Annotated in this window: 27 protein-coding genes and 1 riboswitch; of the genes, 16 read left to right on the plus strand and 11 right to left on the minus strand. The window is 70.9% G+C overall.

The window, feature by feature from the left end; genetic code table 11:
* Both KME77_RS21085 and KME77_RS21090 read right to left on the minus strand, forming a co-directional pair.
* A partial coding sequence (locus tag KME77_RS21085) for a CNNM domain-containing protein (protein WP_219470410.1) occupies nucleotides 1–223 on the minus strand: 223 nt, incomplete at its 3' end.
* Nucleotides 220–1,572 carry a hemolysin family protein gene (locus tag KME77_RS21090; protein ID WP_219470412.1) on the minus strand — a complete coding sequence of 451 codons (1,353 nt, stop codon included), beginning with the start codon at nucleotides 1,570–1,572 and terminating at the stop codon, nucleotides 220–222. The genes KME77_RS21090 and KME77_RS21085, both read right to left, overlap by 4 nt.
* A gap of 246 nt (nucleotides 1,573–1,818) precedes the next feature.
* On the opposite strand from KME77_RS21090, the gene KME77_RS21095 reads away from it, so the two are divergent.
* Nucleotides 1,819–3,144 (plus strand): LCP family protein, encoded by a 1,326-nt coding sequence (locus tag KME77_RS21095; protein ID WP_308250800.1) that lies wholly within the window; start codon nucleotides 1,819–1,821, stop codon nucleotides 3,142–3,144.
* Nucleotides 3,145–3,254: 110 nt separating this feature from the next.
* Here KME77_RS21095 and KME77_RS21100 read toward each other — a convergent pair whose 3' ends face one another.
* Nucleotides 3,255–3,914 (minus strand): GOLPH3/VPS74 family protein, encoded by a 660-nt coding sequence (locus KME77_RS21100; RefSeq protein WP_219470414.1) that lies wholly within the window; start codon nucleotides 3,912–3,914, stop codon nucleotides 3,255–3,257.
* Between the two features lie 23 nt (nucleotides 3,915–3,937).
* Here KME77_RS21100 and KME77_RS21105 point away from each other — a divergent pair, with 23 nt between their 5' ends.
* Both KME77_RS21105 and KME77_RS21110 read left to right on the plus strand, forming a co-directional pair.
* Nucleotides 3,938–4,543 carry a TenA family protein gene (locus KME77_RS21105; RefSeq protein WP_219470416.1) on the plus strand — a complete coding sequence of 202 codons (606 nt, stop codon included), beginning with the start codon at nucleotides 3,938–3,940 and terminating at the stop codon, nucleotides 4,541–4,543.
* A gap of 60 nt (nucleotides 4,544–4,603) precedes the next feature.
* Nucleotides 4,604–5,482: an Fpg/Nei family DNA glycosylase gene (locus KME77_RS21110; protein WP_219470418.1), complete on the plus strand. Its 879-nt coding sequence runs from the start codon at nucleotides 4,604–4,606 to the stop codon at nucleotides 5,480–5,482.
* Nucleotides 5,483–5,552: 70 nt separating this feature from the next.
* Here KME77_RS21110 and KME77_RS21115 read toward each other — a convergent pair whose 3' ends face one another.
* Nucleotides 5,553–6,968, minus strand: coding sequence for an MFS transporter (locus KME77_RS21115; protein WP_308250801.1), 1,416 nt, complete (start codon nucleotides 6,966–6,968; stop codon nucleotides 5,553–5,555).
* Between the two features lie 65 nt (nucleotides 6,969–7,033).
* Here KME77_RS21115 and KME77_RS21120 point away from each other — a divergent pair, with 65 nt between their 5' ends.
* The 3 genes from KME77_RS21120 (at nucleotide 7,034) to KME77_RS21130 (ending at nucleotide 9,375) form a co-directional block, all read left to right on the plus strand.
* Nucleotides 7,034–7,471, plus strand: a complete 438-nt coding sequence (locus KME77_RS21120; RefSeq protein WP_219470421.1) for a winged helix-turn-helix transcriptional regulator — start codon at nucleotides 7,034–7,036, stop codon at nucleotides 7,469–7,471.
* Nucleotides 7,468–7,791: a rhodanese-like domain-containing protein gene (locus tag KME77_RS21125; protein ID WP_219470423.1), complete on the plus strand. Its 324-nt coding sequence runs from the start codon at nucleotides 7,468–7,470 to the stop codon at nucleotides 7,789–7,791. The genes KME77_RS21120 and KME77_RS21125 overlap by 4 nt, the downstream gene beginning before the upstream one ends.
* 111 nt (nucleotides 7,792–7,902) lie before the next feature.
* Nucleotides 7,903–8,017, plus strand: a riboswitch (TPP riboswitch).
* Nucleotides 8,008–9,375, plus strand: coding sequence for a purine-cytosine permease family protein (locus KME77_RS21130; protein WP_219470425.1), 1,368 nt, complete (start codon nucleotides 8,008–8,010; stop codon nucleotides 9,373–9,375). (Overlaps the previous riboswitch by 10 nt.)
* Here KME77_RS21130 and KME77_RS21135 read toward each other — a convergent pair.
* A complete protein-coding gene (locus KME77_RS21135) occupies nucleotides 9,347–9,913 on the minus strand; it encodes a methylated-DNA--[protein]-cysteine S-methyltransferase (RefSeq protein WP_219470427.1) in 567 nt (188 codons plus the stop codon). The genes KME77_RS21130 and KME77_RS21135 overlap by 29 nt on opposite strands.
* 97 nt (nucleotides 9,914–10,010) lie before the next feature.
* On the opposite strand from KME77_RS21135, the gene KME77_RS21140 reads away from it, so the two are divergent.
* Nucleotides 10,011–11,879, plus strand: a complete 1,869-nt coding sequence (locus tag KME77_RS21140) for a PAS domain S-box protein (RefSeq protein ID WP_219470429.1) — start codon at nucleotides 10,011–10,013, stop codon at nucleotides 11,877–11,879.
* A 142-nt stretch (nucleotides 11,880–12,021) separates the two neighbouring features.
* Nucleotides 12,022–12,453, plus strand: coding sequence for an ATP-binding protein (locus KME77_RS21145; RefSeq protein ID WP_308250802.1), 432 nt, complete (start codon nucleotides 12,022–12,024; stop codon nucleotides 12,451–12,453).
* Between the two features lie 11 nt (nucleotides 12,454–12,464).
* Here KME77_RS21145 and KME77_RS21150 read toward each other — a convergent pair whose 3' ends face one another.
* Genes KME77_RS21150 through KME77_RS21160 form a run of 3 tightly spaced genes read right to left on the minus strand, consistent with a single transcriptional unit; the run spans nucleotide 12,465 to nucleotide 13,555 of the window.
* Nucleotides 12,465–13,112 carry a YidC/Oxa1 family membrane protein insertase gene (locus KME77_RS21150; protein WP_219470433.1) on the minus strand — a complete coding sequence of 216 codons (648 nt, stop codon included), beginning with the start codon at nucleotides 13,110–13,112 and terminating at the stop codon, nucleotides 12,465–12,467.
* Nucleotides 13,113–13,163: 51 nt separating this feature from the next.
* Entirely contained in the window at nucleotides 13,164–13,385 is a 222-nt protein-coding gene (locus KME77_RS21155; protein ID WP_219470435.1) for a DUF6412 domain-containing protein, read from the minus strand.
* Nucleotides 13,382–13,555 carry a hypothetical protein gene (locus KME77_RS21160; protein WP_219470458.1) on the minus strand — a complete coding sequence of 58 codons (174 nt, stop codon included), beginning with the start codon at nucleotides 13,553–13,555 and terminating at the stop codon, nucleotides 13,382–13,384. Before KME77_RS21160 ends, KME77_RS21155 begins: the two co-directional genes overlap by 4 nt.
* Before the next feature lie 93 nt (nucleotides 13,556–13,648).
* Between KME77_RS21160 and KME77_RS21165 the strand changes: the two genes are divergently transcribed.
* Nucleotides 13,649–14,347: a response regulator transcription factor gene (locus KME77_RS21165; protein WP_308250803.1), complete on the plus strand. Its 699-nt coding sequence runs from the start codon at nucleotides 13,649–13,651 to the stop codon at nucleotides 14,345–14,347.
* Nucleotides 14,347–15,429, plus strand: a complete 1,083-nt coding sequence (locus KME77_RS21170; protein ID WP_219470439.1) for a sensor histidine kinase — start codon at nucleotides 14,347–14,349, stop codon at nucleotides 15,427–15,429. Before KME77_RS21165 ends, KME77_RS21170 begins: the two co-directional genes overlap by 1 nt.
* Before the next feature lie 45 nt (nucleotides 15,430–15,474).
* Here the strand turns inward: KME77_RS21170 and KME77_RS21175 are convergent, their stop codons facing one another.
* On the minus strand, nucleotides 15,475–15,879 hold the full coding sequence (locus KME77_RS21175) for a hypothetical protein (RefSeq protein WP_219470440.1): 405 nt from the start codon (nucleotides 15,877–15,879) through the stop codon (nucleotides 15,475–15,477).
* A 221-nt stretch (nucleotides 15,880–16,100) separates the two neighbouring features.
* Between KME77_RS21175 and KME77_RS21180 the strand changes: the two genes are divergently transcribed.
* Nucleotides 16,101–16,448 (plus strand): STAS domain-containing protein, encoded by a 348-nt coding sequence (locus KME77_RS21180; RefSeq protein ID WP_219470442.1) that lies wholly within the window; start codon nucleotides 16,101–16,103, stop codon nucleotides 16,446–16,448.
* On the plus strand, nucleotides 16,445–17,167 hold the full coding sequence (locus tag KME77_RS21185; protein ID WP_219470444.1) for a glycosyltransferase family 2 protein: 723 nt from the start codon (nucleotides 16,445–16,447) through the stop codon (nucleotides 17,165–17,167). Before KME77_RS21180 ends, KME77_RS21185 begins: the two co-directional genes overlap by 4 nt.
* A gap of 95 nt (nucleotides 17,168–17,262) precedes the next feature.
* Here the strand turns inward: KME77_RS21185 and KME77_RS21190 are convergent, their stop codons facing one another.
* On the minus strand, nucleotides 17,263–18,834 hold the full coding sequence (locus KME77_RS21190; RefSeq protein ID WP_246610378.1) for a sensor histidine kinase: 1,572 nt from the start codon (nucleotides 18,832–18,834) through the stop codon (nucleotides 17,263–17,265).
* A gap of 203 nt (nucleotides 18,835–19,037) precedes the next feature.
* The gene (locus KME77_RS21195) at nucleotides 19,038–19,478 is read right to left on the minus strand and encodes an NUDIX hydrolase (RefSeq protein WP_308250804.1); all 441 of its coding nucleotides are present in this window, start codon (nucleotides 19,476–19,478) and stop codon (nucleotides 19,038–19,040) included.
* Nucleotides 19,479–19,552: 74 nt separating this feature from the next.
* Between KME77_RS21195 and KME77_RS21200 the strand changes: the two genes are divergently transcribed.
* From KME77_RS21200 to KME77_RS21215, 4 genes are all read left to right on the plus strand, one after another.
* Nucleotides 19,553–19,939, plus strand: coding sequence for a RidA family protein (locus KME77_RS21200; RefSeq protein WP_219470447.1), 387 nt, complete (start codon nucleotides 19,553–19,555; stop codon nucleotides 19,937–19,939).
* An 82-nt stretch (nucleotides 19,940–20,021) separates the two neighbouring features.
* Nucleotides 20,022–20,837 (plus strand): SAM-dependent methyltransferase, encoded by an 816-nt coding sequence (locus tag KME77_RS21205; RefSeq protein WP_219470449.1) that lies wholly within the window; start codon nucleotides 20,022–20,024, stop codon nucleotides 20,835–20,837.
* Nucleotides 20,838–20,914: 77 nt separating this feature from the next.
* The gene (gene sigK / locus KME77_RS21210; protein ID WP_219470451.1) at nucleotides 20,915–21,499 is read left to right on the plus strand and encodes an ECF RNA polymerase sigma factor SigK; all 585 of its coding nucleotides are present in this window, start codon (nucleotides 20,915–20,917) and stop codon (nucleotides 21,497–21,499) included.
* Nucleotides 21,496–21,804: zf-HC2 domain-containing protein (locus KME77_RS21215; RefSeq protein ID WP_219470453.1), on the plus strand; the 309-nt coding region annotated here is incomplete at its 3' end. The genes sigK and KME77_RS21215, both read left to right, overlap by 4 nt.

Genomic DNA, 21,804 nt, shown 5'->3' on the forward strand with positions numbered 1-21,804 from the left:
GGCCCAGGGTGCACAGGGTGATGCCGAGCGGGGCGCCGGCCAGCATGAGGGACAGGCGCCTGCCGCCGCCGACCGCCGACTTGGCGGCGAAGCGAACCAGGCGGTTGCCGTGGGAGGCCATCTCCTCCAGGCGGTGGCGCTTCGCCGAGACGAAGGCGAACTCGGCCGCCACGAAGAGGGCGTTCAGCGCCAGCAGGGCCAGGCTGAGCAGGAGCATCGTCATCGGGTGGTCGCCTCCGCGTGCTGGGCCGGAGCCAGCCGGACCCACTCGGGGACGCGGCGGTCGAGGGACAGGACGGTCAGCTCGGCCAGGTGCTCACCGCCGTGGTCGTCGGCGAACGGGTCGGCGTCCGGGATGATCGGCACCGTGATCGTGTCGCCGGGCTCCGGCATGCGGCCGAGCTGGGCCAGGATGAGGCCGCCGAGGGTGTCGTAGTCGTCGCTCTCCGGCAGCGCGATGCCCGTGGCGCGCTCGACCTCGTCGAGCCGGAGCTTGCCGGGCACGTCCCAGGCGCCGCCGGGCCGCTCCACCGCGCCGTCGGGCTCGGGGTCGTTCTCGTCCACCAGCTCGCCCACCAGCTCCTCGGCCAGGTCCTCGACCGTGATGACGCCGGCCAGGTCGCCGTACTCGTCGATGACGCAGGCGACGTCGTCCTTGGCCTTGCGCATCTCGTTCAGGACCGCGGGCAGGGGCAGGGAGTCGGGGACCAGCAGCGCCTGCCTGCTGATGGCCGTCAGGGGGCCGTCCTCCAGCTCCGAGCTGAGCAGCTCGCGCACGCCCGTCATGCCCACCACGTCGCCGTCCCCGCCGAGCACCGGGTAGCGGGAGTGGCCGCACTCGCGCATGGCCGCGATGAGGTCCTCGATCGTCTGCGAGTCGCGCAGGGCCACCACGCGGGGGCGGGGGACCATGATCTCCTCCGCCGTGCGGTCGCCGAACTCCAGCGCCCGCTCCAGCAGCTCCGACAGCCGCGGGGGCAGCTCGCCCGCCTGGGTGGACTCGGCGATGATCCGGGACAGCTCCTCCGGGGTCGCGCCGTGCTCCACCTCCTCGACGGGCTCGATGCCGACACGCCGCAGCAGCCCCGTGGCCGCCGAGTCGAACAGCCGCACCACCGGGCCGACCACCGCCAGGTAGACCAGCGTCGAGCCGGCCAGGAACTTGGCGACGGGCTCCGGCCTGGCGATGCCGAGGTTCTTGGGGGCCAGCTCGCCGAGCACCATCTGCACGACCGTGGCGACGAACACGCCCGCGGCCACGGAAAGGCCGGTGACGGCGCCGTCGGGGAACCCGGCGTCGGTCAGCAGCGGACCCACGAGTGTCGAGATGGCGGGCTCGGCCAGGAAGCCGACCAGCAGTGCCGTGACCGTGATGCCGAGCTGCGCGCCCGAGAGCATGAACGACAGGCGCGAGGTCACCTGCAGCGCCTTCTCGGCGGCCTGGTCGCCCTCAGCGGCCTGCTCACGCAGGATGCTCCGGTCGGCGGCCACGAAGGCGAACTCCTGTGCGACGAAGTAGCCCGTCGCGGCGGTGAGCAGGAAGAGGGCCAGCAGCCCGAGATAGGCGCTCACCGCGGTGAGCTCTTAGGAAATCCCGTGCGCTCGCACGGGCGAATATTCCATGGGTCCGAGGCGGACACGATCATCCTTTCACTGAGGGCAGTCCATCAAACGTAACGATGTGGTAGGCGGCAATGTTTCCTGAGTGACTCTCAGTGAGTTCTGCGTACTTTTGCCTGGGAAAACCTTGGCGAGGGGACTGCAATGGTGGGGCCTGGGACGTAGCGTCTATGTCAACACATGGGGAGAAGAGGCGAAGTGTCAGAGGAAGACCGGACGCGAGCGATGCGCTCGCCGGGCGACGGCCGCCCGCTGCCCGGCAGGAACAGCGACGGCCCGCGCTCGGGAGGTGCCCCCGCGCACCGGATCCCGGCCACGCAGCAGATTCCGCCCACACAGCACATACCACAGCCGCAGCAGGTGCCGCCAACCCAGCAGGCGCCGCAGTCGCACCACATGCCGGCCGCGCCGGTCTCCGACGCTCCCAAGTCCCGCAGCTCACGCGTGTACGGGAAGGCACGCTCGGGCAAGAGCCCGATCCGGCCGCTGGGCTCTCGTTCCGAGCCGCCCGGCTCGTACGGCCCGCCGGACCCGTCCGGCCCCAAGCCGCCGCGCAAGGGCATCAGGATCAAGGGCAAGACGATCCTCAAGGTCGTCGCCGCCCTGCTGGTCGCTTTACTGGTGACCGGCATCGGCCTGTTCTTCTGGATCGACTCGCGGCTCGGCGGCATCGACACCGACGTGCTCGCCGACTACGAGGGCCGCCCCGCCGACACCCCCGGCACCAACTGGCTGCTCGTCGGCTCCGACAGCCGCAAGGGACTGTCGGCCGCCGAACGCCAGAAGCTGCGCACCGGCCGGGCCGTCGGCCAGCGCACCGACTCGATGATGCTGCTGCACATCCCCGCCGGGAGCGACAAGCCCACCCTGATCAGCCTGCCCCGCGACTCCGCCGTCACGATCCCCGGCAAGGGGCGCAACAAGCTCAACGCCGCGTACGCGTTCGGCGGCCCCAAGCTGCTGGCCCAGACGATCGAGACCGTCACCGGCGTGCGCATCGACAACTACATGGAGATCGGCTTCGCCGGGTTCGTCGACATCGTCGACGCGGTGGGCGGCGTCGAGATCAACGTGCGCGCGGCCGTCGACGACCCCAAGGCCGGGCTCAAGCTCAAGAAGGGCCTGCAGACGCTGACCGGCGCCCAGGCGCTCGGCTACGTGCGCACCCGTAAGGGCGGCGCGCTGCCCGACTTCGAGCGGACCAAGCGGCAGCGGCAGTTCCTCGGCGCGGTGGTGAAGAAGGCGGCCAGCCCCGGAACGCTGATCAACCCGTTCCAGTCGATCCCGCTGGCCATGGCCGCCACCGACGCGGTGGCCGTCGATCCCACCACGGGCGCGTTCGACATGCTCTCGCTCGGCCTGGCCATGGGCGACAGCCCGGTCACGACGGTCGTGCCGTTCGGCGGGACCGAGCAGGCGGGTGGCGGCGAGGCGGTCAAGTGGGACCGGGAGAAGGCGCTGGCGCTGTTCAACGCCATCAAGCAGGACAAGCCGGTGCCCAAGGAGATCCTCGACGCCGGGTGATCGGCTCCTGGCCGGCGTTCTCCTCAGGCCTCTCCTCAGAAGTCCCCCGCCGAAATACGGCGGGGGACAGAGGTGCGGGGGCAGTGGAGCCGGCGTGCCGGCATCTCGCCTTAACTGCTCCCCGCCGTGGTGGCGGCCGAGGTGGCGGCGGTCGTCACGGCGGCCATGATGGCCGCGTTGACCGCCGCGATGGCCTTGGCCACCGCGGCGCCCGCCCAGTCGCCCTCGGCGATCTCCTTGAAGCGGTTCCTGTCCACGCCGGGGAACGCCTTGCGGTCCAGCTTGGACGCGTACAGCAGCGCGATCAGCACGGCGGTGCGCGCGTCGGGGGCCGCGCCGGTCAGTGCGGCGCTCACGCGCTCCCTGACCTCGGCCTCGACGCGGCCGTCGGCCTCGGGCCACTTGGTGGTGGGGAAGATGCCGAGCACCTTTCCGCGCTTCTCGCTCAGCACGCCGCGGTCGGCGAGGCGGGTCAGGAGGCGCTGGCGGAGCTTGGAGCTGCTGACGCGCCCGACCCACCAGTCGGGTTTGCGTTCCTTGCGGTCCTCGGCGATACGGGTGAGGACGGCGTCGAGCTCGTCGTCGCCCAGCGGGGCCGGGCTCACCACGGACACGGTCTTTCCTTCGATGGTCACCCGTTCGCGCACCGCCAGCTCGGCCAGGAGCGCGCCGGCCAGCGCCGCGTGGAGCTCGGTCGTGCCGATGAGGGGCTTGCCTTCGTCCTCACTGTGGGCGAGTAGGAGAAATTCCTCCGCGATCGTCACACTCATCCCTCGACACTAGCCTGCCGTCCATGAGTGTCTCGGAGAAGCTCCACGTGATCGGCCGTCCGCTGCTCGACGCGCAGCTCGCGCACCCCACCGTGGCGGGGATCGGGCGCGGGGACCTGGCGGAGCCGGTGTTCCGGTCGTGGCTGGAGCAGGATTACCTGTTCCTGCTGGACTATGTGCGGGTGTTCGCGCGGCTGGCCTGGCAGGCGCCGGACGGGCATCTGGGCGACCTGGTGGATCTGGCGCACGCCACGTTCCACGACGAGCTGAGCCTGCACCGGGAGTTGGCGGCCTCGTTCGGGGCGGATCTCGGCGGGGTGCGGAAGGGGCCGGCGTGCGCGGCGTACACGGCCTTCCTGCTGGAGTCGGCCGCCTCCTATGGGGAAGGGCTTGCAGCCCTTTATCCCTGTATGTGGGGATATTCGACGCTTGGACGGATATTGGCGGAAAATCCGCCGGATGAGCCGCGGTATCGGGCTTGGGTGGAGACGTATGCGGATCCCGGGTTCGCGGCGCTGACCGTGCGGATCGGCGAGATGATCGACGAGGCGGATCCGCCGCCGGCGCGGGCGGAGGAGCTGTTCGTGGCGGGGATGCGGCACGAGTTGGCGTTCTGGGACGTGCCGTAGTTGTCCACAGGGTGTGGACGGATGCGGCGGGGGCGGTCGCCAGGACCGTACTCTTAGGGCATGCCGGAGCTTCCCGAAGTCGAGTCACTGGCCGGGTTCCTGCGCGAGCGGGCGGTGGGCCGGACGATCCTGGGCGTCGACGTGGTCGGCTTCCAGGCGCTCAAGACGTTCGACCCGCCCGTGACCGCGCTCGGCGGGCTGACCGTCACGGGCGTGTCGAGACACGGCAAGTTCCTCGACCTCGACTGTGACGGGCTGCACCTGATCATCCACCTGGCCCGCGCGGGGTGGCTGCGCTGGCGCGACGACCTCTCGGGCGCCAAGCCGGTCCGTCCGGGCAAGGGGCCGCTGGCGATACGGGTGCGGCTGGCGCCCGACGAGCTCGGCCTGGCGCCCGGCTTCGAGCTGACCGAGGCGGGGACGCAGAAACGCCTCGCCGTCTATGTCACGAAAGATCCGGCGGACGTTCCCGGCGTGGCCGCCCTCGGCCCCGACCCCCTCGGCGACGCGTTCACCGTCGACGTGCTCAAGGGCATCCTGGGCGGCAACCGCACCCAGATCAAGGGGCTGCTGCGCGACCAGAAGGTCATCGCGGGCATCGGCAACGCCTACTCCGACGAGGTGCTGCACGCGGCGAAGATGTCCCCGTTCAAGATCGCTTCCTCGTTGACGGAGGCGCAGGTCGCCGACCTGCACGAGGCGATCATCACCACGCTCCGCGACGCCGTGGAGCGGGCGCACGGGCTGGCGGCCAAGGACCTGAAGGCGGAGAAGAAGTCGGGGCTGCGGGTGCACAACCGCGCCGGGCAGCCGTGCGACGTGTGCGGGGACACGATCCGGGAGGTGTCGTTCGCCGACTCGTCGCTGCAATACTGCCCGACCTGCCAGACAGGCGGGAAACCGCTGGCCGACCGCCGGATGTCCCGCCTGCTGAAGTAGCCGCCTCACGGAGCGACCCGCTCCCGTCGCGTGGGAGCGGGTCGTCCACGGGCTCTGCGGCCGGTGAGCGTCACACGGCCGCGGCCGGTTCCGTCTCCTTGGCCTCGGCGGCGGGGATCCGGGCGGGCGGCCGGCGCAGGCCGGTGGCGATGACCAGGGCGCCGATCAGGGTGGCGGCGACGGGCACCCAAAGGGCGGTCCTGATGGCGTCCAGGCCCGCCTGGGGCGAGGTCGCCTCGCCCAGGGCCGCCACGCTGACCGCCGTCACCAGCGACAGGCCCAGGGCGGCGCCGAACTGGAAGGCGGTGTTCAGGAGACCACCGGCCAGCCCCTGCTCCTCCTCGCGGATGTCCTCCGTCGCGACGATCGTCAGCGGGCCGTACACGAAGGCGAACATCAGCCCGATCAGCAGCATCGACGGCAGCATGGCCGCGTACGTCCAGTCCAGGCCCAGCCCCATGAACAGCGCGTACGCCCCCAGCCCGAGCAGCAGCCCGACGAAGATCACCCGCAGGTTGCCGAACCGGTGCACCAGCCAGGGCGTGAGCGTCGGCGCGAGGACGACGTCGGCCGCGGCGGCGAGCAGGGCCAGCCCCGTCTGCACGGTGGACCAGCCGCGCAGCTCCTGCAGATACAGCGTCACCAGGAACTGGAAGCCGAAGAACGACGCGGTGAGCAGCAGCGCCGTCAGGTTGGCCCGCAGCAGCGGGGCCGAGCGCAGGACGCCGAGCCGGACCAGCGGCCGGCCGGAACGCCGTTCGACGGCCACGAACGCGCCCAGCAGTGACAGCCCGGCGGCGAAGGCGCCGACGGTCCAGCCCCAGCCGGACGACGGGTGCTCCAGCCGTACCAGACCGTAGACCAGCAGGGTCATCGCGCCGGTCACCGTGGCGGCGCCCGCCAGGTCCAGGCCGCCCCGGACACGGCGGGGCGCCGGCTGGCGGGGCAGCAGCGGGACGGCCGCCAGCAGGATCACCAGCGACAGCAGCACCGGCGCGAAGAACACCCACCGCCACCCGGCCGCGCTCAGCAGCCCGCCGATGACCAGCCCGAGCGCGAACCCGGCCGCGCCGGTGCCGGCGTACACGAGCAGGGCCCGGTTCCGCGCCCGGCCCTCGGGGAAGGTCGTGGTGATCAACGACAGCCCGGCGGGCATCATGAACGCGGCCGCGACCCCGGTGAGGAACCTGGCGACCAGCAGCACCCACCCCTCGGTCGCGAACCCGCCCAGCCCGGAGAAGACCGTGAACACGCCCAGCCACAACAGGAACATCCGCCGCCGGCCCAGCAGATCGGCCGCCCGCCCGCCGAGCAGGATGAAGCCGCCGCAGCCCAGCACGTACGCGCTCACCACCCCGCTCAGCATCCCCGTCGACAGCCCGAGATCGGCCCGGATCGACGGCAGGGCGACGTTCAGCATGGCGACGTCGGTGCCCTCAAGGAAGATCGCCCCGCACAGGACGATCAGCATGCCCCAAGCACGCACAGGAGCCCTCCAGTCAGTCGGTTCTCTCTTGTAACCGTCAAAATCCTGCGGCAACATGAGATTCCATGGAAGACGGCACTTCAAAGTCACCCGGTTACTGCGAGGGCACCGCCTCCGACGACGACTACGACGTGTGGCAGTGGGACACGCGCGAGGACTGCGAGGTCCGGCAGATACTCGACCGCGTGGCCGACAAGTGGTCGCTGCTGGTGATCGCCCTGCTCGACTGCCAGAGCCTGCGCTTCAGCCAGCTCCGCCGCGAGATCGACGGCGTCAGCCAGCGGATGCTCAGCGTGACCCTGCGCCACCTGGAGCGCGACGGCCTGGTCACCCGCACGGTCCACCCGGTGGTGCCGCCGCGCGTCGACTACGCGCTGACGCCGCTCGGCCGCACCCTGCACGAGACCATCAAGTCCCTGGTCACCTGGACCGAGCTGCACCGGCGGGAGATCGCCGAGGCGCGTGCGGCGTACGACTCGCGGCGCGAGATGATGGAGGCATGACGGTTCCCGAGATCCCGGCCCGCGACGTGCCTGACGACGCCTACCTGCTCGACGTGCGGGAGCAGGAGGAATGGGTCGCCGGGCACGCGCCCGACGCGGTGCACATCCCGATGACGCAGATCCAGGGCCGGGTCGAGGAGGTGCCCGGCGACAGGACCGTCTACGTGGTCTGCCGGGTCGGCGGCCGCTCGTTCCGCGTGGCGGCCTGGCTCAACCAGCTCGGCCGCGAGGCGGTCAACGTCGACGGCGGCATGGAGTCATGGGAGAGCGCCCGCCGCCCCATGGTCAGCGAGACCGGGCAGCCGCCGTTCGTGGCCTGACCAGAACCACGGGCCCGGTGGACGACAGGAGACGCTGGGCCCCGCTGTGGTTGTGCGGGCGCCCATGGGGCATCATGGGGGCGCGAGCTGGGCGGGTCCCGGCTCGCGCCACAAGTCAATCGCGGGAGCTCGGGGCGTACCGGGCTGAGAGGGCGTCCGAAGGCCGTCGCCGACCGCATGAACCTGTCCGGGTAATGCCGGCGTAGGGAGAGTGCGATGACGCATGTCGTCGACGAAGTTCCGCTGACCCTCGAAGGGGCTCCCCCCAAGACGCTCGGGCTGCTCGACCAGGGCGCCCTGTGGGCGAACCTGGCGGTCAGCCTGCTGGGGTTCAGCGGGGCGCTGTTCCTGCTCGATCCGCTCGGCGGCGAGCCGCTGAGCGTGGCCGCCGCGCTGACGGCGGCCGTGGTGGGCAGCCTGGTCGGCACCGCGATGGTGGGGCTGTCGGCCATCCCCGGGACGCAGACGGGGCAGCCCGCGATGGTGCTGCTGCGGGGGCTGTTCGGGGCCCGGCTGTCGTACATCCCGACCGTGCTCAACATCGTGCAGATGATCGGGTGGGGCGCGTTCGAGCTGTGGGTGATCTCGAAGGGGGCCATGGCCATCTTCGGGGACGCGGTGCCGTACCAGGTGTGGGTGGTGGTGGCGGGGGTGCTGACCACGTCGCTGACCATCTGGCCGCTGGGATCGATCAGGCTGCTGCGGCGGTACGTGACGGCCGGGGTGATCGTCTCGCTGATCTGGTTCGCGGTGGACTTCCTGCCGCAGGCGCCGCCGCAGTCGGGCGGCTCGTGGACGGCGTTCGCGCCCGCGGTGGACTACGTGATCGCGTTGTCGGTCTCGTGGGTGCCGATCGCGGCCGACTTCGCCAGGCACTCCAGGTCGAGCAGGGCGGCGTTCACGGGCGTGGTGGGCGGATACACGCTGGCGCAGGTCGCCTGCCTGGGGCTGGGCGTGTACGCGGTGGCGATCGCCGGGTCGGCGGCGGTGGCGGCGGACGGGACGGTCGTGTTCGGGCCGTTCGTGGCGGCACCGCTCGGGGCGCTGTTCTTCGCGATCCTGGTGCTGCGCGAGGCCGACCAGTCGTTCGCGAACGTCTACTCCACGACCGTGTCGCTGCAGAACCTCATGCCGCGCGTGGACCGCCGGGTCATCTCGGTCGTCATCGGCGTGCTGACCACGGCCATCGCGCTGGTGGTGGACGTGATGTCGTACGGGGCGTTCCTGGGGGTGATCGGGGCGGTGTTCGTGCCGATGTTCGCGGTGCTGGCGGTGGACTACTTCCTGCTCGGCGGCGCGTCGCGGTGGAACACCGGCGAGCACGCGCCCGCGCGCTGGTCGATGCTGGCGCCGTGGGCGCTGGGCTTCGTCGCGTACTGGCTGACGACCTCGACCCCGACGGTCCCCGCGTGGGACGCGTTCTGGCAGTCGGTACGGGACGGCATCGGCTTCGCCCGGCAGCCGTGGATGAACGGCGCGCTGGGAGCGGCCCTCGTCGCCGCCCTGGTGACGCTGGCGATCGGGCTGGTGGCCAAGCGCGTCCGGAAACGAGCGGTCAGGCGCGGGAGCGCTGCTCGACGCTGAGGAGGTGGCGCTTGGCGGACTGGCCGCCCGCGTAGTCGCCCAGCTCGCCGTCGGCGGGCACGATCCGGTGGCACGGCACGACCACGCACACGGGATTGGCGTTGAGCGCGTTGCCGACCGCGCGCAGCGCCCGGGGCCGGCCGATGCTCTCGCCGATCTGGCTGAGCGTCGCCGTGCCCCCGTACGGGACCGCCATCGTCTTCTGCAGCACCGTGCGCGCGAACGGCGTGGCGATGGCCAGGTCGACCGGTGTCGCGAAGGTGCGCAGCCGCCCCGAGAAGTACGCGTCCAGCTCCCTGCGCACCGGGTCGAGCCGGCCGGGGTCGGGCCCGATGAACGAGCCCACATGTCGGACCACCAGCTCGAAAACGGTGTTCTCCGCTTCATAGCTGCAGGCCACGATGCCCTTGCCACTCACCGCTAGCACCAACCGGCCCACCGCGCCGTCGTAGGTGCCGAAGGCCACATCCGGTGGCACTTCGCCGCGATAGGTGGCGGAGGTCACCCGCAACAGGGCGTCGAGATCTCCGCTCGGCATACCCTTCACCTTCTTCCCCCGCCTCTGAAAGGCCGTGCCCGCAGCGTATCGGACGGATCGGCCCGCGAAAGCCGCACGCCACAGGCACTATGGAGGTGTGGGTGACGACAGAGCAGGCAGTGACGACGAGATCGCTCGCGCTGTGCTCGCCAGCTCGCCCAACGCAGTGGTCGCGCTCGACAGGGATCAGACCGTCCTGGTCTGGAACCGGGCGGCGGAGCGGCTCTTCGGCTGGGCGGCCGAGGAGATGCTGGGCCGCAGGGCGCCGATCGTGCCGGGGGAGCTGACAGCGGAGCACAACGCGGTGCTCGAACGCGTGCGCACGGGCGGCCAGGTGTCGCTGCGCACCAAGCGGTTGCGCAGAGACGGCACCGTGCTCGACCTGCGGGTCGACACGAGCGCGCTGCTCACGGGCAGCGCCGTGGCGGGGTACGTCTTCACGCACCACCTGACCGAGGCCGACGAGGCCGCCAGGAACCGGATGGCCCGCAGGGCCAGGCTGGTGCGGCGGCTCACCGACGTCGTCGGCGACATCAACGCCGAGCTGGAGCTGGCCGCGGTGCTCGACCGCATCGCCGCCAGCCTGACCGAGCTGACCGGGGCCGACGCGGGCGGCTTCGTGCTCATCGAGGACGAGCGGCTGCGGCTGGTGAGCGCTCACCAGCTGCCCGAGTCGCTCAGGGGGGCGACCGCCGAACTGCGCAGCAGCCTGGTGGGCAAGCTCTTGCGAACCGGGAAGACCGTCATGCTGGAGTCCCAGGGTCTCGGTGACCTGGTGTGGGCCGAGCTCGACGGGCTGCACACGATCGCGCTGGGCCTGGCCGCGGTGGGCGGGCGGCCGTACGGGGCGCTGTACGCGTTGTTCGCCGACAAGAAGCCGGGGCACCTGGAGCTGGAGCTGCTGGAGCTGCTGGCCGGTCACGCGGGCATCGCGGTCGGCAACGCGGTGGCCTACCAGGAGGCGGTGCGGCAGCGGGCGCACGAGCGGGCGGTGTTCGACGCGAGCGCCGACGGCATCGCGGTGCTTGGGAAGGCGGGGCAGGTCAGCCAGTGGAACCCGGCCGCGGCCGAGCTGACCGGCTTCACGGCCGGGTCCGTCATCGGCGGGCCGCTGCCCTTCCCGCTGCCGAGCCCCGGCGAGAAGCTGACGTTCCAGCTGGAGAGCGGGCGCTGGCTCGACGTGGTCAGCGCCGAGATCGAGGAGACCGGCGAGGTGGTCATCGACTTCCGCGACGTCACCACGGCCAAGGAACTGGAGGAGGCCAAGGACCTCTTCCTGGCCACGACCAGCCATGAGCTGCGCACGCCGATCACGATCGTGCGCGGGTTCGCCAGCACGCTCGACTCGCGCTGGGACAAACTGACCGACGTCGAGCGCCGCTCGGCCGTGCACACGATCGCCGAGCGGGCCAGGTCGCTCGGGCAGCTCATGGACCATCTGCTGCTCGGCGCCAGGGCGGGCGCCGACGAGCCGCCGGTGCGCATCGAGGCGTTCGACCTGGCCGAGCGGATCCACGCGGCCACGCTCGGGCTGCCGGTGCTGTCCGACCGGCACCGGGTCGAGGTGGCGATCCCGCAGGCGCTGCCGCACGTGCGGGGCGACGCCCTGGCCACCGACATCATCCTCGGCCAGCTGCTGGAGAACGCCTTCAAGTACTCGCCGAAGGGCGGCCTGATCAGCGTCGAGGCCTGGCCGGAGGAGGACGGGGTGGTCGTGGTGGTCGACGACGAGGGGGTGGGCATCGCGGCGCCGGACCGGGAGCGGGTGTTCGAGCGGTTCGTCCAGGTCGACAGCGGCGACCGGCGCAGGTTCGGCGGGGTGGGGCTCGGGCTCTACATCGTCCGCAGTCTGGCCCGGGCGCAGGGCGGTGATGTGAGCGCTCATTCGCGACCCGGCGGAGGCACGCGGATGCGTCTCGTGTTGGGCAATGCTTCCCCTATCGGATCCGACACACCGATGCGGTAACGAGGTGGTCACGGTTGAGCTGATCTATCGTCCAATGTGTACAAGCTGTGATCGAGATGCGGTTTCTGGGATCGAGTAACGGGGCATTTCGGTCGTACCGGGGAGTGCTTCCGCGGGGGGCACTGGGAGCGGGGAGGTGGGTGTGTCAAGCGTGGTGCTGCTGCCGTACGCGCCGTCCAGCGTCGCCGTCGCCCGCCAGCGTCTGAGCACTGACCTGCACGATTGCGGTGTGTTCTCCGCCGCCATCGACGATGCCGTCCTGGTGGTGAGCGAGCTGCTCAGCAACGCGCTGCGGCATGCCCATCCCCTGCCGTCGGGCATGGTCAGGGTGACCTGGCTGCGAAGTGACGATCACATCGAAGTCGCTGTGAGCGATGGCGGCGCGGCCACCGAGCCCCGCGCCGGCCGTCCGACGTTGTCGTCGCTCGGGGGCAGGGGGCTCGGGATCGTCGAGTACGTCGCGGAGAGCTGGGGGGTTCGCCACGACGGGGACACGACGACGGTGTGGGCGATCCTGCCCGCCCCCGATGCCGCGGTGAACGGGCAGGTCCACGCCCTGCGAGAGGCCGGGTAGCCGGCGGGCGCTCAGACTGGCCTGGCGGCCAGCACGGCACGCTCGCCCGCTGCCCACGCCGTGGAGATCAGCAGGTAGAACCCCGCCGCCAGCGGGAGGAAGAGCGCGGCCAGCACCGTGGCGAACGGCATCAGCGGCGTCACTCTCCGCATCCACTGGGGCTGGTCCTCCGGGAGCGTCTGGGCCAGCTTCCGGGCCGACCACCACGCCACCGCCGCGATCAGCATGACAACCACAGCAAAGACCAAAAATGGCACGCTAACCAGACCGTAATGAGCGGCAATTGCGGCAACGTGCTGGTTGAGGGGTGCGCCGAGCAATTCGTGGCCGAGGAATGCGGTCGGGTGGGTGGCGACCCGGTACATGACCCACATGAACGGAAGCTGCGCGAAGCCCGGCAGGATCCCGGCGAAAGGTGAGCTGCCCTCCTTCGCGTACAGGGCGGACATCTCCTTGGCCAGCCGTTCGGGATTGCGCGACCAGCGCTTCTGGAGCTGGCGCACCTTGGGCGCCAGGAGCTGCTTGACCCGCGTGGCGCGGGCCTGGCGGATGCCGAGGGGAAGCAGCAGCAGGCGTACCGACACCGTGAACAGCACGATGGCCAGGGCGGCGTTGCCGCCGGAGACGCCCAGCAGGAAAGAGACGAGAGAGTCGATCATGAGCCCTTCAATCGAGGAAGACGGATCAGGGCTCGCCGAAGAGAGCCCCGCTTAACGGGAAGCGGGGCGTGGTGAAGGTGCTCGTGGCCGCGGCCGTCCGGCGGCGTCGGGATCGCGCTGGCGCTGGAAAGCGGTGCGCCGGGCGTAGACGAGCGGGAAGCCGGGCGCTTCGCCGCCGACGGCGGGCAGCAGCGTGGCGGCCCAGGTGGCGAGGAGCATGATCGCCACCATGGTCACGCTGATGAGCCAGGGGTCGAACAGGAACAGGGTCACCGTGACGAGGACGACTTTCCGATCACGTTGACGGCGATGAACAGGACAAGGCCGATGGCGCCGATGATCAGCGCGACCTTCAGCAGCACCCCGAGCATGGGGAGCACGAAGTTGAACAGCACAAAAGCACCCAAAAGGGTGCCGATAACGAGCATGACTACTCGACTCATGCGCCCACCGTACGTCCTGGGCACATGATCCGCGAGGCTTACGAACCAATGACGGAACGCCGATTCGCTGCGTGTCCGCCGTACGGTGAAATCGTGAACACGCGCATCCTGGTGGTCGACGACGACCCGACCGTGGCCGAAGTGGTGGCTCGATACCTTGAGCGCGACGGTCACGAGGTCGAATGCGTGGGCGACGGCGCCGAGGCGCTGCGGCGGGCGCTGGCCAGCCCACCCGACCTGATGGTGCTCGACCTGATGCTGCCCAAGATCGACGGGCTCCAGGTGTGCAAGAAGCTCAGGGAGCGCTGGCCGGTCCCGGTGATCATGCTGACCGCGCTCGGCGAGGAGATCGACCGCGTGGTCGGCCTGGAGACCGGCGCGGACGACTACGTGACCAAGCCGTTCAGCCCGCGCGAGCTGGCGCTGCGGGTCCAGTCCGTGTTGCGCCGCGCCCGGGGCGCCTCCGTCACGGGCGGCACCGGCGTGCTGCGTGACGGCGACCTGGTGGTGGACGTGGGCGCGCACGAGGTGCGGCTGCGCGGGGCCGAGGTGATGCTGACCGCCCGCGAGTTCGACCTGCTGGCCTACCTCATGCGCAACCCGCGACAGGCGTTCAGCCGCTCGGCGCTGCTCAACCAGGTGTGGGGGTGGTCGTTCGGCGACTCGTCCACGGTGACCGTGCACGTCAGGCGGCTGCGGGAGAAGATCGAGCCGGACCCGACAGAGCCGCGGCGTATTGTCACCGTCTGGGGCGTGGGATACCGGTACGAACCTCTCGAAGGCGGTCCGTGATGCTGATGATCGTGGCGGTCACCGCCGGGCTCGGACTGGTGGCCGCGATCGTCGGCGTGGGCGTGATGTGGCTGCTGCGCAGGCGCTCGATCGGGGTCATGCTGGCCATCGCCATGGTGGTCTCGGTCGTGGCCACGCTGGCCGGGGTCGTCGCGATCACGATGAAGATGATCATCGACCAGCCGGCCCAGGACTTCGTGCTCAGCGTGGTGGCCGTCGGCGGGCTGGTCGGGCTGGGGGTGGCGCTGGTCCTGGCCAGGCGGGTGGCCGGGGAGAGCAGACGGCTGGTGGCGGCCGTGCGCGAGCTGCCGTTCGTCGCGCCCCAAGGGCTGCCGTCGGAGCTCCAGACGATCGCGAACACCCTGGAGGAGGCGTACGCGCGTGAGCGCGCCCTGGAGAACGCGCGCCGCGAGCTGGTCGCCTGGGTCAGCCACGACCTGCGCACCCCGCTCGCCGGCATGCGGGCGATGGCCGAGGCGCTGGAGGACGGCGTGGTGTCCGACGCCGCGACCGTCGCGCGCTACCACGGCCAGATCAAGCTGGAGGTGGAGCGGCTGTCGGCGATGGTCGACGACCTGTTCGAGCTGTCGCGCATTCACGCGGGCGCGCTGCGGCTCTCACCGGTCAGGATCGGGCTGGCCGACCTGGTCGCCGACACGATGGCCGGCGCCGAGCCGCTGGCTCGGGCCAAGGGCGTGCGGCTGAGCGCCGAGGCCGCGGAGGCGGTGCCCGTGCAGGCCGACGCGAACGCGCTCGGCCGGGCCCTGGGCAACCTGGTCGTCAACGCGATCAGGCACACGCCCTCAGACCGCGCGGTGGTGCTGAGGACGGCCGTCGACGCCGGGATGGCGTGCCTGTCGGTCAGCGACTGCTGCGGCGGGATCCCCGAGGAGGACCTGAACCGGGTGTTCGAGGTGGCTTTCAGGGGCGAGGCGGCCCGGACCCCGACCAGGGACGGCGGGGCCGGGCTTGGCCTGGCGATCGCGCAGGGAATCGTGCAGGCGCATGACGGCATGATCGGCGTGGTCAACGAGGGGCCGGGGTGCCGGTTCGAGATCCGCCTACCGCTCGTGCCCGGCTAGCGCTTCGTGGGCGTTCGCGGGCGTTCGCGGGCGAGGTGAGTGGTGTCAAGCCAGCTCCGAGAGCGCGGCGCCTTCGCGGTCGGCGCCGAACGACTCCGAGATGGCCCGGAACGTGGGGCACGGCCAGCGCCACATGCAACTCCGGCACCGAAGTATCGGATGCGCGGCGTCGCTGGTGATGCCGCCCGCGTCGCGCGGCTGGTGAAGGTCGAGCAGCCGCAGACCCAGCTCGGAAAAGGTGAGCAGGTCGTCGCGGGCCCCGGCGAGGAAATCGATGTCCTCGACGGGCAGTTTTGTACTTACGGGGACGAAGCCTTCGTGATTGACAAGGCTACGCAGGCGTCCCGCCTCGTCATGCCATGAGGTGGCCTTCTCTGTGCGGATGAAGATGGCCTCCAGTCGTTCGCGGAGTCGCTGCCGGTGTGGATCTTCGGATGTGTCTGTTCTCATCTGTTCGGGCCCGTGGGTCTCGCCCAGCCCCTCCCTCTGAGGTGAAGTGGTGGCCGGGAACGAGGTGCCGGGCCGCCCCCCTCTCCGGCCATGCCGGTGTCACACAGTCAAGCTTCGCGTACTCTCTGTTTTCATGGAGCCCAAACGCAGGACAAAAACCTGGGGTTCCACTATCGGCGTGACAACGTGACCGGAAGCCTCCGCGCCGCTAGCCTGCCCATGTGGAGCTCAAGGTCTCGACTCGATCACATGCCGGCCATGCACTCGTTGTCATCACCGGTGAAATCGACCTCTATACGGCACCCCACCTGCAGGCCGAGTTCACTCGGCTGTTGCAGGACGGGCCCAGCCGCGTGGTCATCGACATGTCCGCCGTGGATTTTTGCGACTCCACGGGCATGAACGTGCTGCTGTCCGCGCTCAAACGCATCAAGGAGCAGGGCGGGGCGCTCGGCGTCGCCGCCCCGCGACCGGCCGTACGCAAGATCTTGCAGGTGACCGGGCTCGACTCGGTGTTCACCGTGCATGACGAGGTGCCGCAGGAGTTCCTCATCTCCGAGGGCAAATGACGGACACCGCGGTCATCATCCCGGCCAAGGACGAGGGCGACCGCATCGGCGCCACCGTCACCGCCGCGCTCGGCCTGCCCGGCGTCGATCTGGTGGTGGTCGTCGACGACGGCTCGACCGACCAGACGGGCCGGGTGGCGCGCGCGGCCGGCGCCCGCGTGGTGCGCCACAGCCGCAACCGCGGCAAGGCGGCGGCCATGGAGTCGGGCGCCGAGGCCGTGCGCCTGCTCGACGGCGAGACGCCACGCCACTTACTCTTCCTGGACGCCGACCTGGGGGAGACCGCCCGGGCCGCGTCCGCCCTGATCGAACCCGTACGGTCCGGCAAGGCCGACATGACGATCGCCGTCTTCGTCACGCGCGTCAAACTCGGCGGCCACGGCCTCGTCGTCCGCCTGTCCCGTGACGGCATCCGCCGGGCCACCGGCTTCTCGGCCGCCCAGCCGCTGAACGGGCAGCGCTGCATCACCAGGTCCGCCTTCGAGGCGGCCAGGCCGCTGGCGCACGGGTTCGGCGTGGAGACGGCGCTGACCATCGACCTGCTGAAGGCGGGGTACCGGGTGGAGGAGGTGCCGGTGGAGATGGCGCACCGGGCCACCGGGACGGACTGGCGGGCCCAGGTCCACCGGGCGCGGCAGTTGCGGGACGTGGCGCGGGCGCTCGCCACGCGCGAGCCGGTCATCGTCCAAAACCTCGACAAGCTGCGGCCCAACCGTTAGCCGCAGCCGACCCCATATCCGGCAAACTCCCTCAACTGGCTGTGGAGGGGACATGTTTAACGGATCGGGGCACGACTGAGGCCTCAATCCGGGCCTCAATCCGGCTTCGTGACGGCGTGCGGGAGCGTGAAGCACAGGGTGGTGCCCTCGGTGCGGTCGGAGGCGATCCAGATCCGGCCGCCGTGGTACTCCACGATCTTCTTGCACAGCGCCAGCCCGATCCCGGTGCCCGGGTAGGCGTCGCGGGTGTGCAGCCGCTGGAAGATCACGAACACCCGGTCCGCGTACTGCCGCTCGATCCCGATGCCGTTGTCGGCGACGCGGATCTCCCAGGCGGGCGGGCCGGACTCGCTCCAGGCGGCGCAGGTGATCCGCACCGTGGCCGGCCGATCCGGGTGACGGAACTTGATCGCGTTGGAGACGAGGTTCTGCCACAGCATGGTGAGCTGGGTCAGGTCACCGCTGACCTCGGGCAGGGCCTGCGGGCGTTCGACGACCGCGCCGGTGTCCTCCAGGGCGGCCGTGAGGTTGTCCAGCGCCGCGTCGAGCGGCAGGTCGAGCGAGAGCCGCTGCCTGTGCGTGTCCTTCGGCCGGCCGACCCGGGAGAAGGTCAGCAGGTCGTTGATCAGGCTCTGCATGCGCTTGGCGCCGTCCACGGCGAAGTGGATGTACTGGACGCCCCGCTCGTCCAGCTTGCCGGCGTAACGCTGCTCCAGTATCTGGCAGAACGAGGCCACCTTGCGCAGCGGCTCCTGGAGGTCGTGGGAGGCCACGTACGCGAACTGCTCCAGGTCGGCGTTGGACCTGGCCAGCTCGCGGGCCCGCTCGTCGAGCTCCGCCCGCTGCCGCCGGGCGGTGACCAGCTCGGCGACGATGTGCTCACGCATCGACTCCACGTCGCCGGCCACCGCCCTGATGTCTCCGGGGCCGCGCACGGGGATGTGGTGGTCGAAGTCGCCGGAGGCGACGTGGCGGGCGGCGGCGGCCAGCGTGCGCAGCGGCCGGGCGACGGTGCGCTGGAGCAGGACCGCCAGGGCCACGCCGGTCAGCAGGAACGCCGCGAGCATCCCGGCCAGCACCTGGTCACGGGTCCGCTGCGCGTCCAGCAGCTCGGCCTTGCCGGCGTCACTGGCCGCCTGGAGGTCGCGGTTCTGGCGGCCGGACAGCGCGCGTATCTGGTCGAAGGCCTGCTTGCCGCGCAGCTCGATGGCCTTGTCCTGCTCTTTCGGGCTGCCCGGCTCGACGGCGGCCAGGAGCGGCTCGGCGTACGTGCCGCGCCAGGCGTCGGCCGCCCGGCGCAGCGCCTCCAGGTCCGCCGTCAGCCCGTCGTCGCCCTTGACGAGCGCGGCCAGCCGCAGCGTGCTCTGCCGCTCGGCGGCCAGGCCCCGCTGGTACGGCTCCAGGAAGCGCCGGTCGGCGGTGATGGCGTATCCGCGCATGCCGCTCTCCTGGTCGACCAGCGCGGTCTGCAGCCGGAACGCCTCGGCCCTGCTCGGCTCGACCTGCTCGACGAGCTGCCGGGTGGCCCGCGTGGTGCGGTCGAGCAGCACGGACGTGACCGCCGCGCCGACGACCACCAGGAAGCCCATGACGCTCAGCACCAGGATCACCCGCGAGTGCACGCCCAGGCCGGAGCCCGCAGCCATCAGCCGCCGCCCAACGGTCATGGTCCCTCACAGGCGAGTGTCCGGTGACTCAACTGTCACGCTTCGCCGGGCCGCTGTCCATCGAGGGGGGCGGGACGCACAAGAGGGCGGGCCGGGACGTCCGCGTGGGCTGGGCGTCCGCGTGGGCTGGGCGTCCGCGTGGGCTGGGCGTCCACGTGGGCCGGGGCGTCCGCGTGGGCCGAGGCCGTCCGCCGGGGCCGGGGTCAGAGCCGTCCGTGGGGTGGCCGGGCGCGTTCCAGCTCCAGGGCGATGTCGATCAGGTCGACGCGGGCCAGGTCGGGCACCCGGTCGAGGTCCACCCAGGCGGCCAGGTCGGTGCTGCCGCCGACCTCGTGCGCGAGCGTGCCGCCGACCACCCGGGCCGCGTAGACGATCCTGATGCCGTGGAAGTCGGCCTGGCCCCCGTTCGGGCGCGGGTAGTACTGGCGCAGTGTGTTGATGCCGAGGAGGCTGCTGATCTCGACGGTGTAGCCGGTCTCCTCGGCCACCTCGCGCACGGCGGCGTCGAGCGGGTCCTCGCCGTGGTCCAGGCCGCCGCCGGGAAGCGTCCACAGAGGGCCGTCGGGCTCGATCCCGCGGGCCAGCAGGACCCGGTCGTCGTCGATGCACACGGCGTACGCGGCCACCCGCAGCTCTTCTGTCACGTTCGCCAGGTCTATCACCGGGGGTGCGGAAAAGTCGTTGGGTTTTCCACCGGGGCCTCTGGTAGAGAGCAAGGGTGATCAAACTCATTCCGGTCAACGCCGCCGCCGCTCCGGCGCCCCTCGGCGGCTACAGTCAGGCGCTGGCGGTCGAGGGCGCCTCCAGGTTGCTGTTCGTCAGCGGGCAGATCCCGCAGACCGCCGCGGGCGAGGTTCCCGAGGGGTTCGAGGAGCAGTGCAGGCTCGTCTGGGCCAACATCACCGCCGCTCTCCACGAGGCGGGTCTCGGGGTGTCCTCGCTGGTCAAGGTGACCACGTTCCTGTCGGATCGCCGGTACGCGGACGTCAACGGAGCCGTGCGCAGAGAGGTGCTCGGCGATCACGCCCCGGCACTGACGGTGATCATCGCGGAGATCTTCGACAGCGCCTGGTTGCTGGAGGTCGAGGTCATCGCGGCTTCTTGACGGTAAGTCGTCTTACCCGTAATCCCCCAACAGGGCACTAAAGTGGTTCTTGCACGCGTACGACCATGAGGGTTGGAGTGTCATGGGTGATGAGAGTTCGACCGGCCAGTCCGCCTGGGATCGCATCGACACCACCATCCCCCACTCAGCCCGGGTCTGGAACTACCTGCTCGGCGGCAAGGACAATTTCGCCCCCGACCGCGAGGCCGGTGAGCTGCTGCTCCGGACGTTCCCGGACTTCGCCGAGGTGGCGAGGCTGCAGCGGGAGTTCCTGATCCGCGCGGTGACGTTCCTGGTGCAGGAGGTCGGGATCCGGCAGTTCCTGGACATCGGGACGGGGCTGCCCACGGCCAACAACATCCACCAGGTCGCCCAGGCCATCGCCCCGGAGACCCGGGTCGTGTACGTCGACAACGACCCCATCGTGCTCGTCCACGCCCGCGCCCTGCTGACCAGCACGGAGCCGGGGGTGACCGCGTACATCGACGCCGACGTGCGCGACCCCGAGCTGATCCTCGAAGGCGCGGCCAAGACGCTCGACCTCAACGAGCCGATCGGCCTGGTGATGCTGAGCATCGCCGGGCAACTCCCCGACGAGGACGACCCGTGGGGCGTGGTGAGCCGGCTCATGTCCGCGCTGCCCAGCGGCAGCCACCTGGTGCTCAGTGACGGCACCGACACCAACCCGGCCCTGGTGGAGGCCGTCGGCGCCTACAACAAGTCCGCCGCCAACGGCTACCACCTGCGCGGCCCCGAGCGGATCGGCGCCTTCTTCGAGGGCCTAGACCTGGTCGAGCCGGGCGTCGTGCCCACACCGGAGTGGCGGCGGCCGAGCGACGCGTGGGACGAGCCGCGCAAGGTCGTCAGCGCGGTGTGCGGCATCGCGCGCAAACCGTAATCTTCGCGGGACATCCGAGGTGCCTCCCGCTCCGAAACACCTGTGGCAGGTGTCATGCGGGGCGAGCAGGAGGGCGCATGGAGGCGGGACGCGAGGCGACCCAGGAGGGTGATCGGCCCCCTGCGGTGGAGAGCCTGATGGAGGCCGTCGCCAAAGGCGACAAGGTGGCGTTCGAGCGGTTGTACGAGGTGGTGGCGCCCCGGGTGTTCGGCCTCGTCCTGCGTGTGCTCCGTGACCGGGCGCAGAGCGAGGAGGTCGCCCAGGAGGTCCTCGTCGAGGTGTGGCGCAGCGCCGCGCGCTACCAGCCGGGCAAGGGGTCCGCGCTGGCGTGGGTGCTGACCATCGCGCACCGCAGGGCCATCGACCGGGTCCGCTCGGCCCAGGCGGGACTGGATCGGGAGGAGCGCGTGGCCAGGATGGAGGTGCACCGGCCCTTCGACGAGGTCGCCGAATCGGTCGAGGCCCAGCTCGAACGCGAGCGCCTGCGCCGCTGCCTGGGCGGCCTGACGCCGTTGCAGCGCGAGTCGGTCACCATCGCCTACTACGGCGGGTACTCCTACCGTGAGGTCGCCGAACTGGTCAAAGCCCCGCTGGGAACCGTGAAGACCAGGATGCGCGACGGACTCATCCGGCTGCGCGACTGCCTGGGGGTGGATCGATGACGTCCGAACTGCACACCTTGGCCGGCGCGTACGCGCTGGACGCCGTGGACGACGACCTGGAGCGCCGCCGCTTCGAGGCGCACCTGGCCGAGTGCCCGGAGTGCACCTGGGAGGTGGCCACCTTCCACGAGACCGCGGCCCGCCTGGCGGGGGCGGTGGCCGTCGATCCGCCGCTCGCCATGAAGCAGCGCGTCTTCGACCGGATCGAGCAGGTTCGTCAGGCTCCGCCGCCCGTCCGGGGCGTCCGCTCGCGCCGCCGCCGTGGCCCGCAGTGGCGGCCGTGGCTGGCGGTCGTGACCGCCGCC

The organism is Nonomuraea rhizosphaerae, assembly GCF_019396405.1.
GTDB classification, from domain to species: domain Bacteria; phylum Actinomycetota; class Actinomycetes; order Streptosporangiales; family Streptosporangiaceae; genus Nonomuraea; species Nonomuraea rhizosphaerae.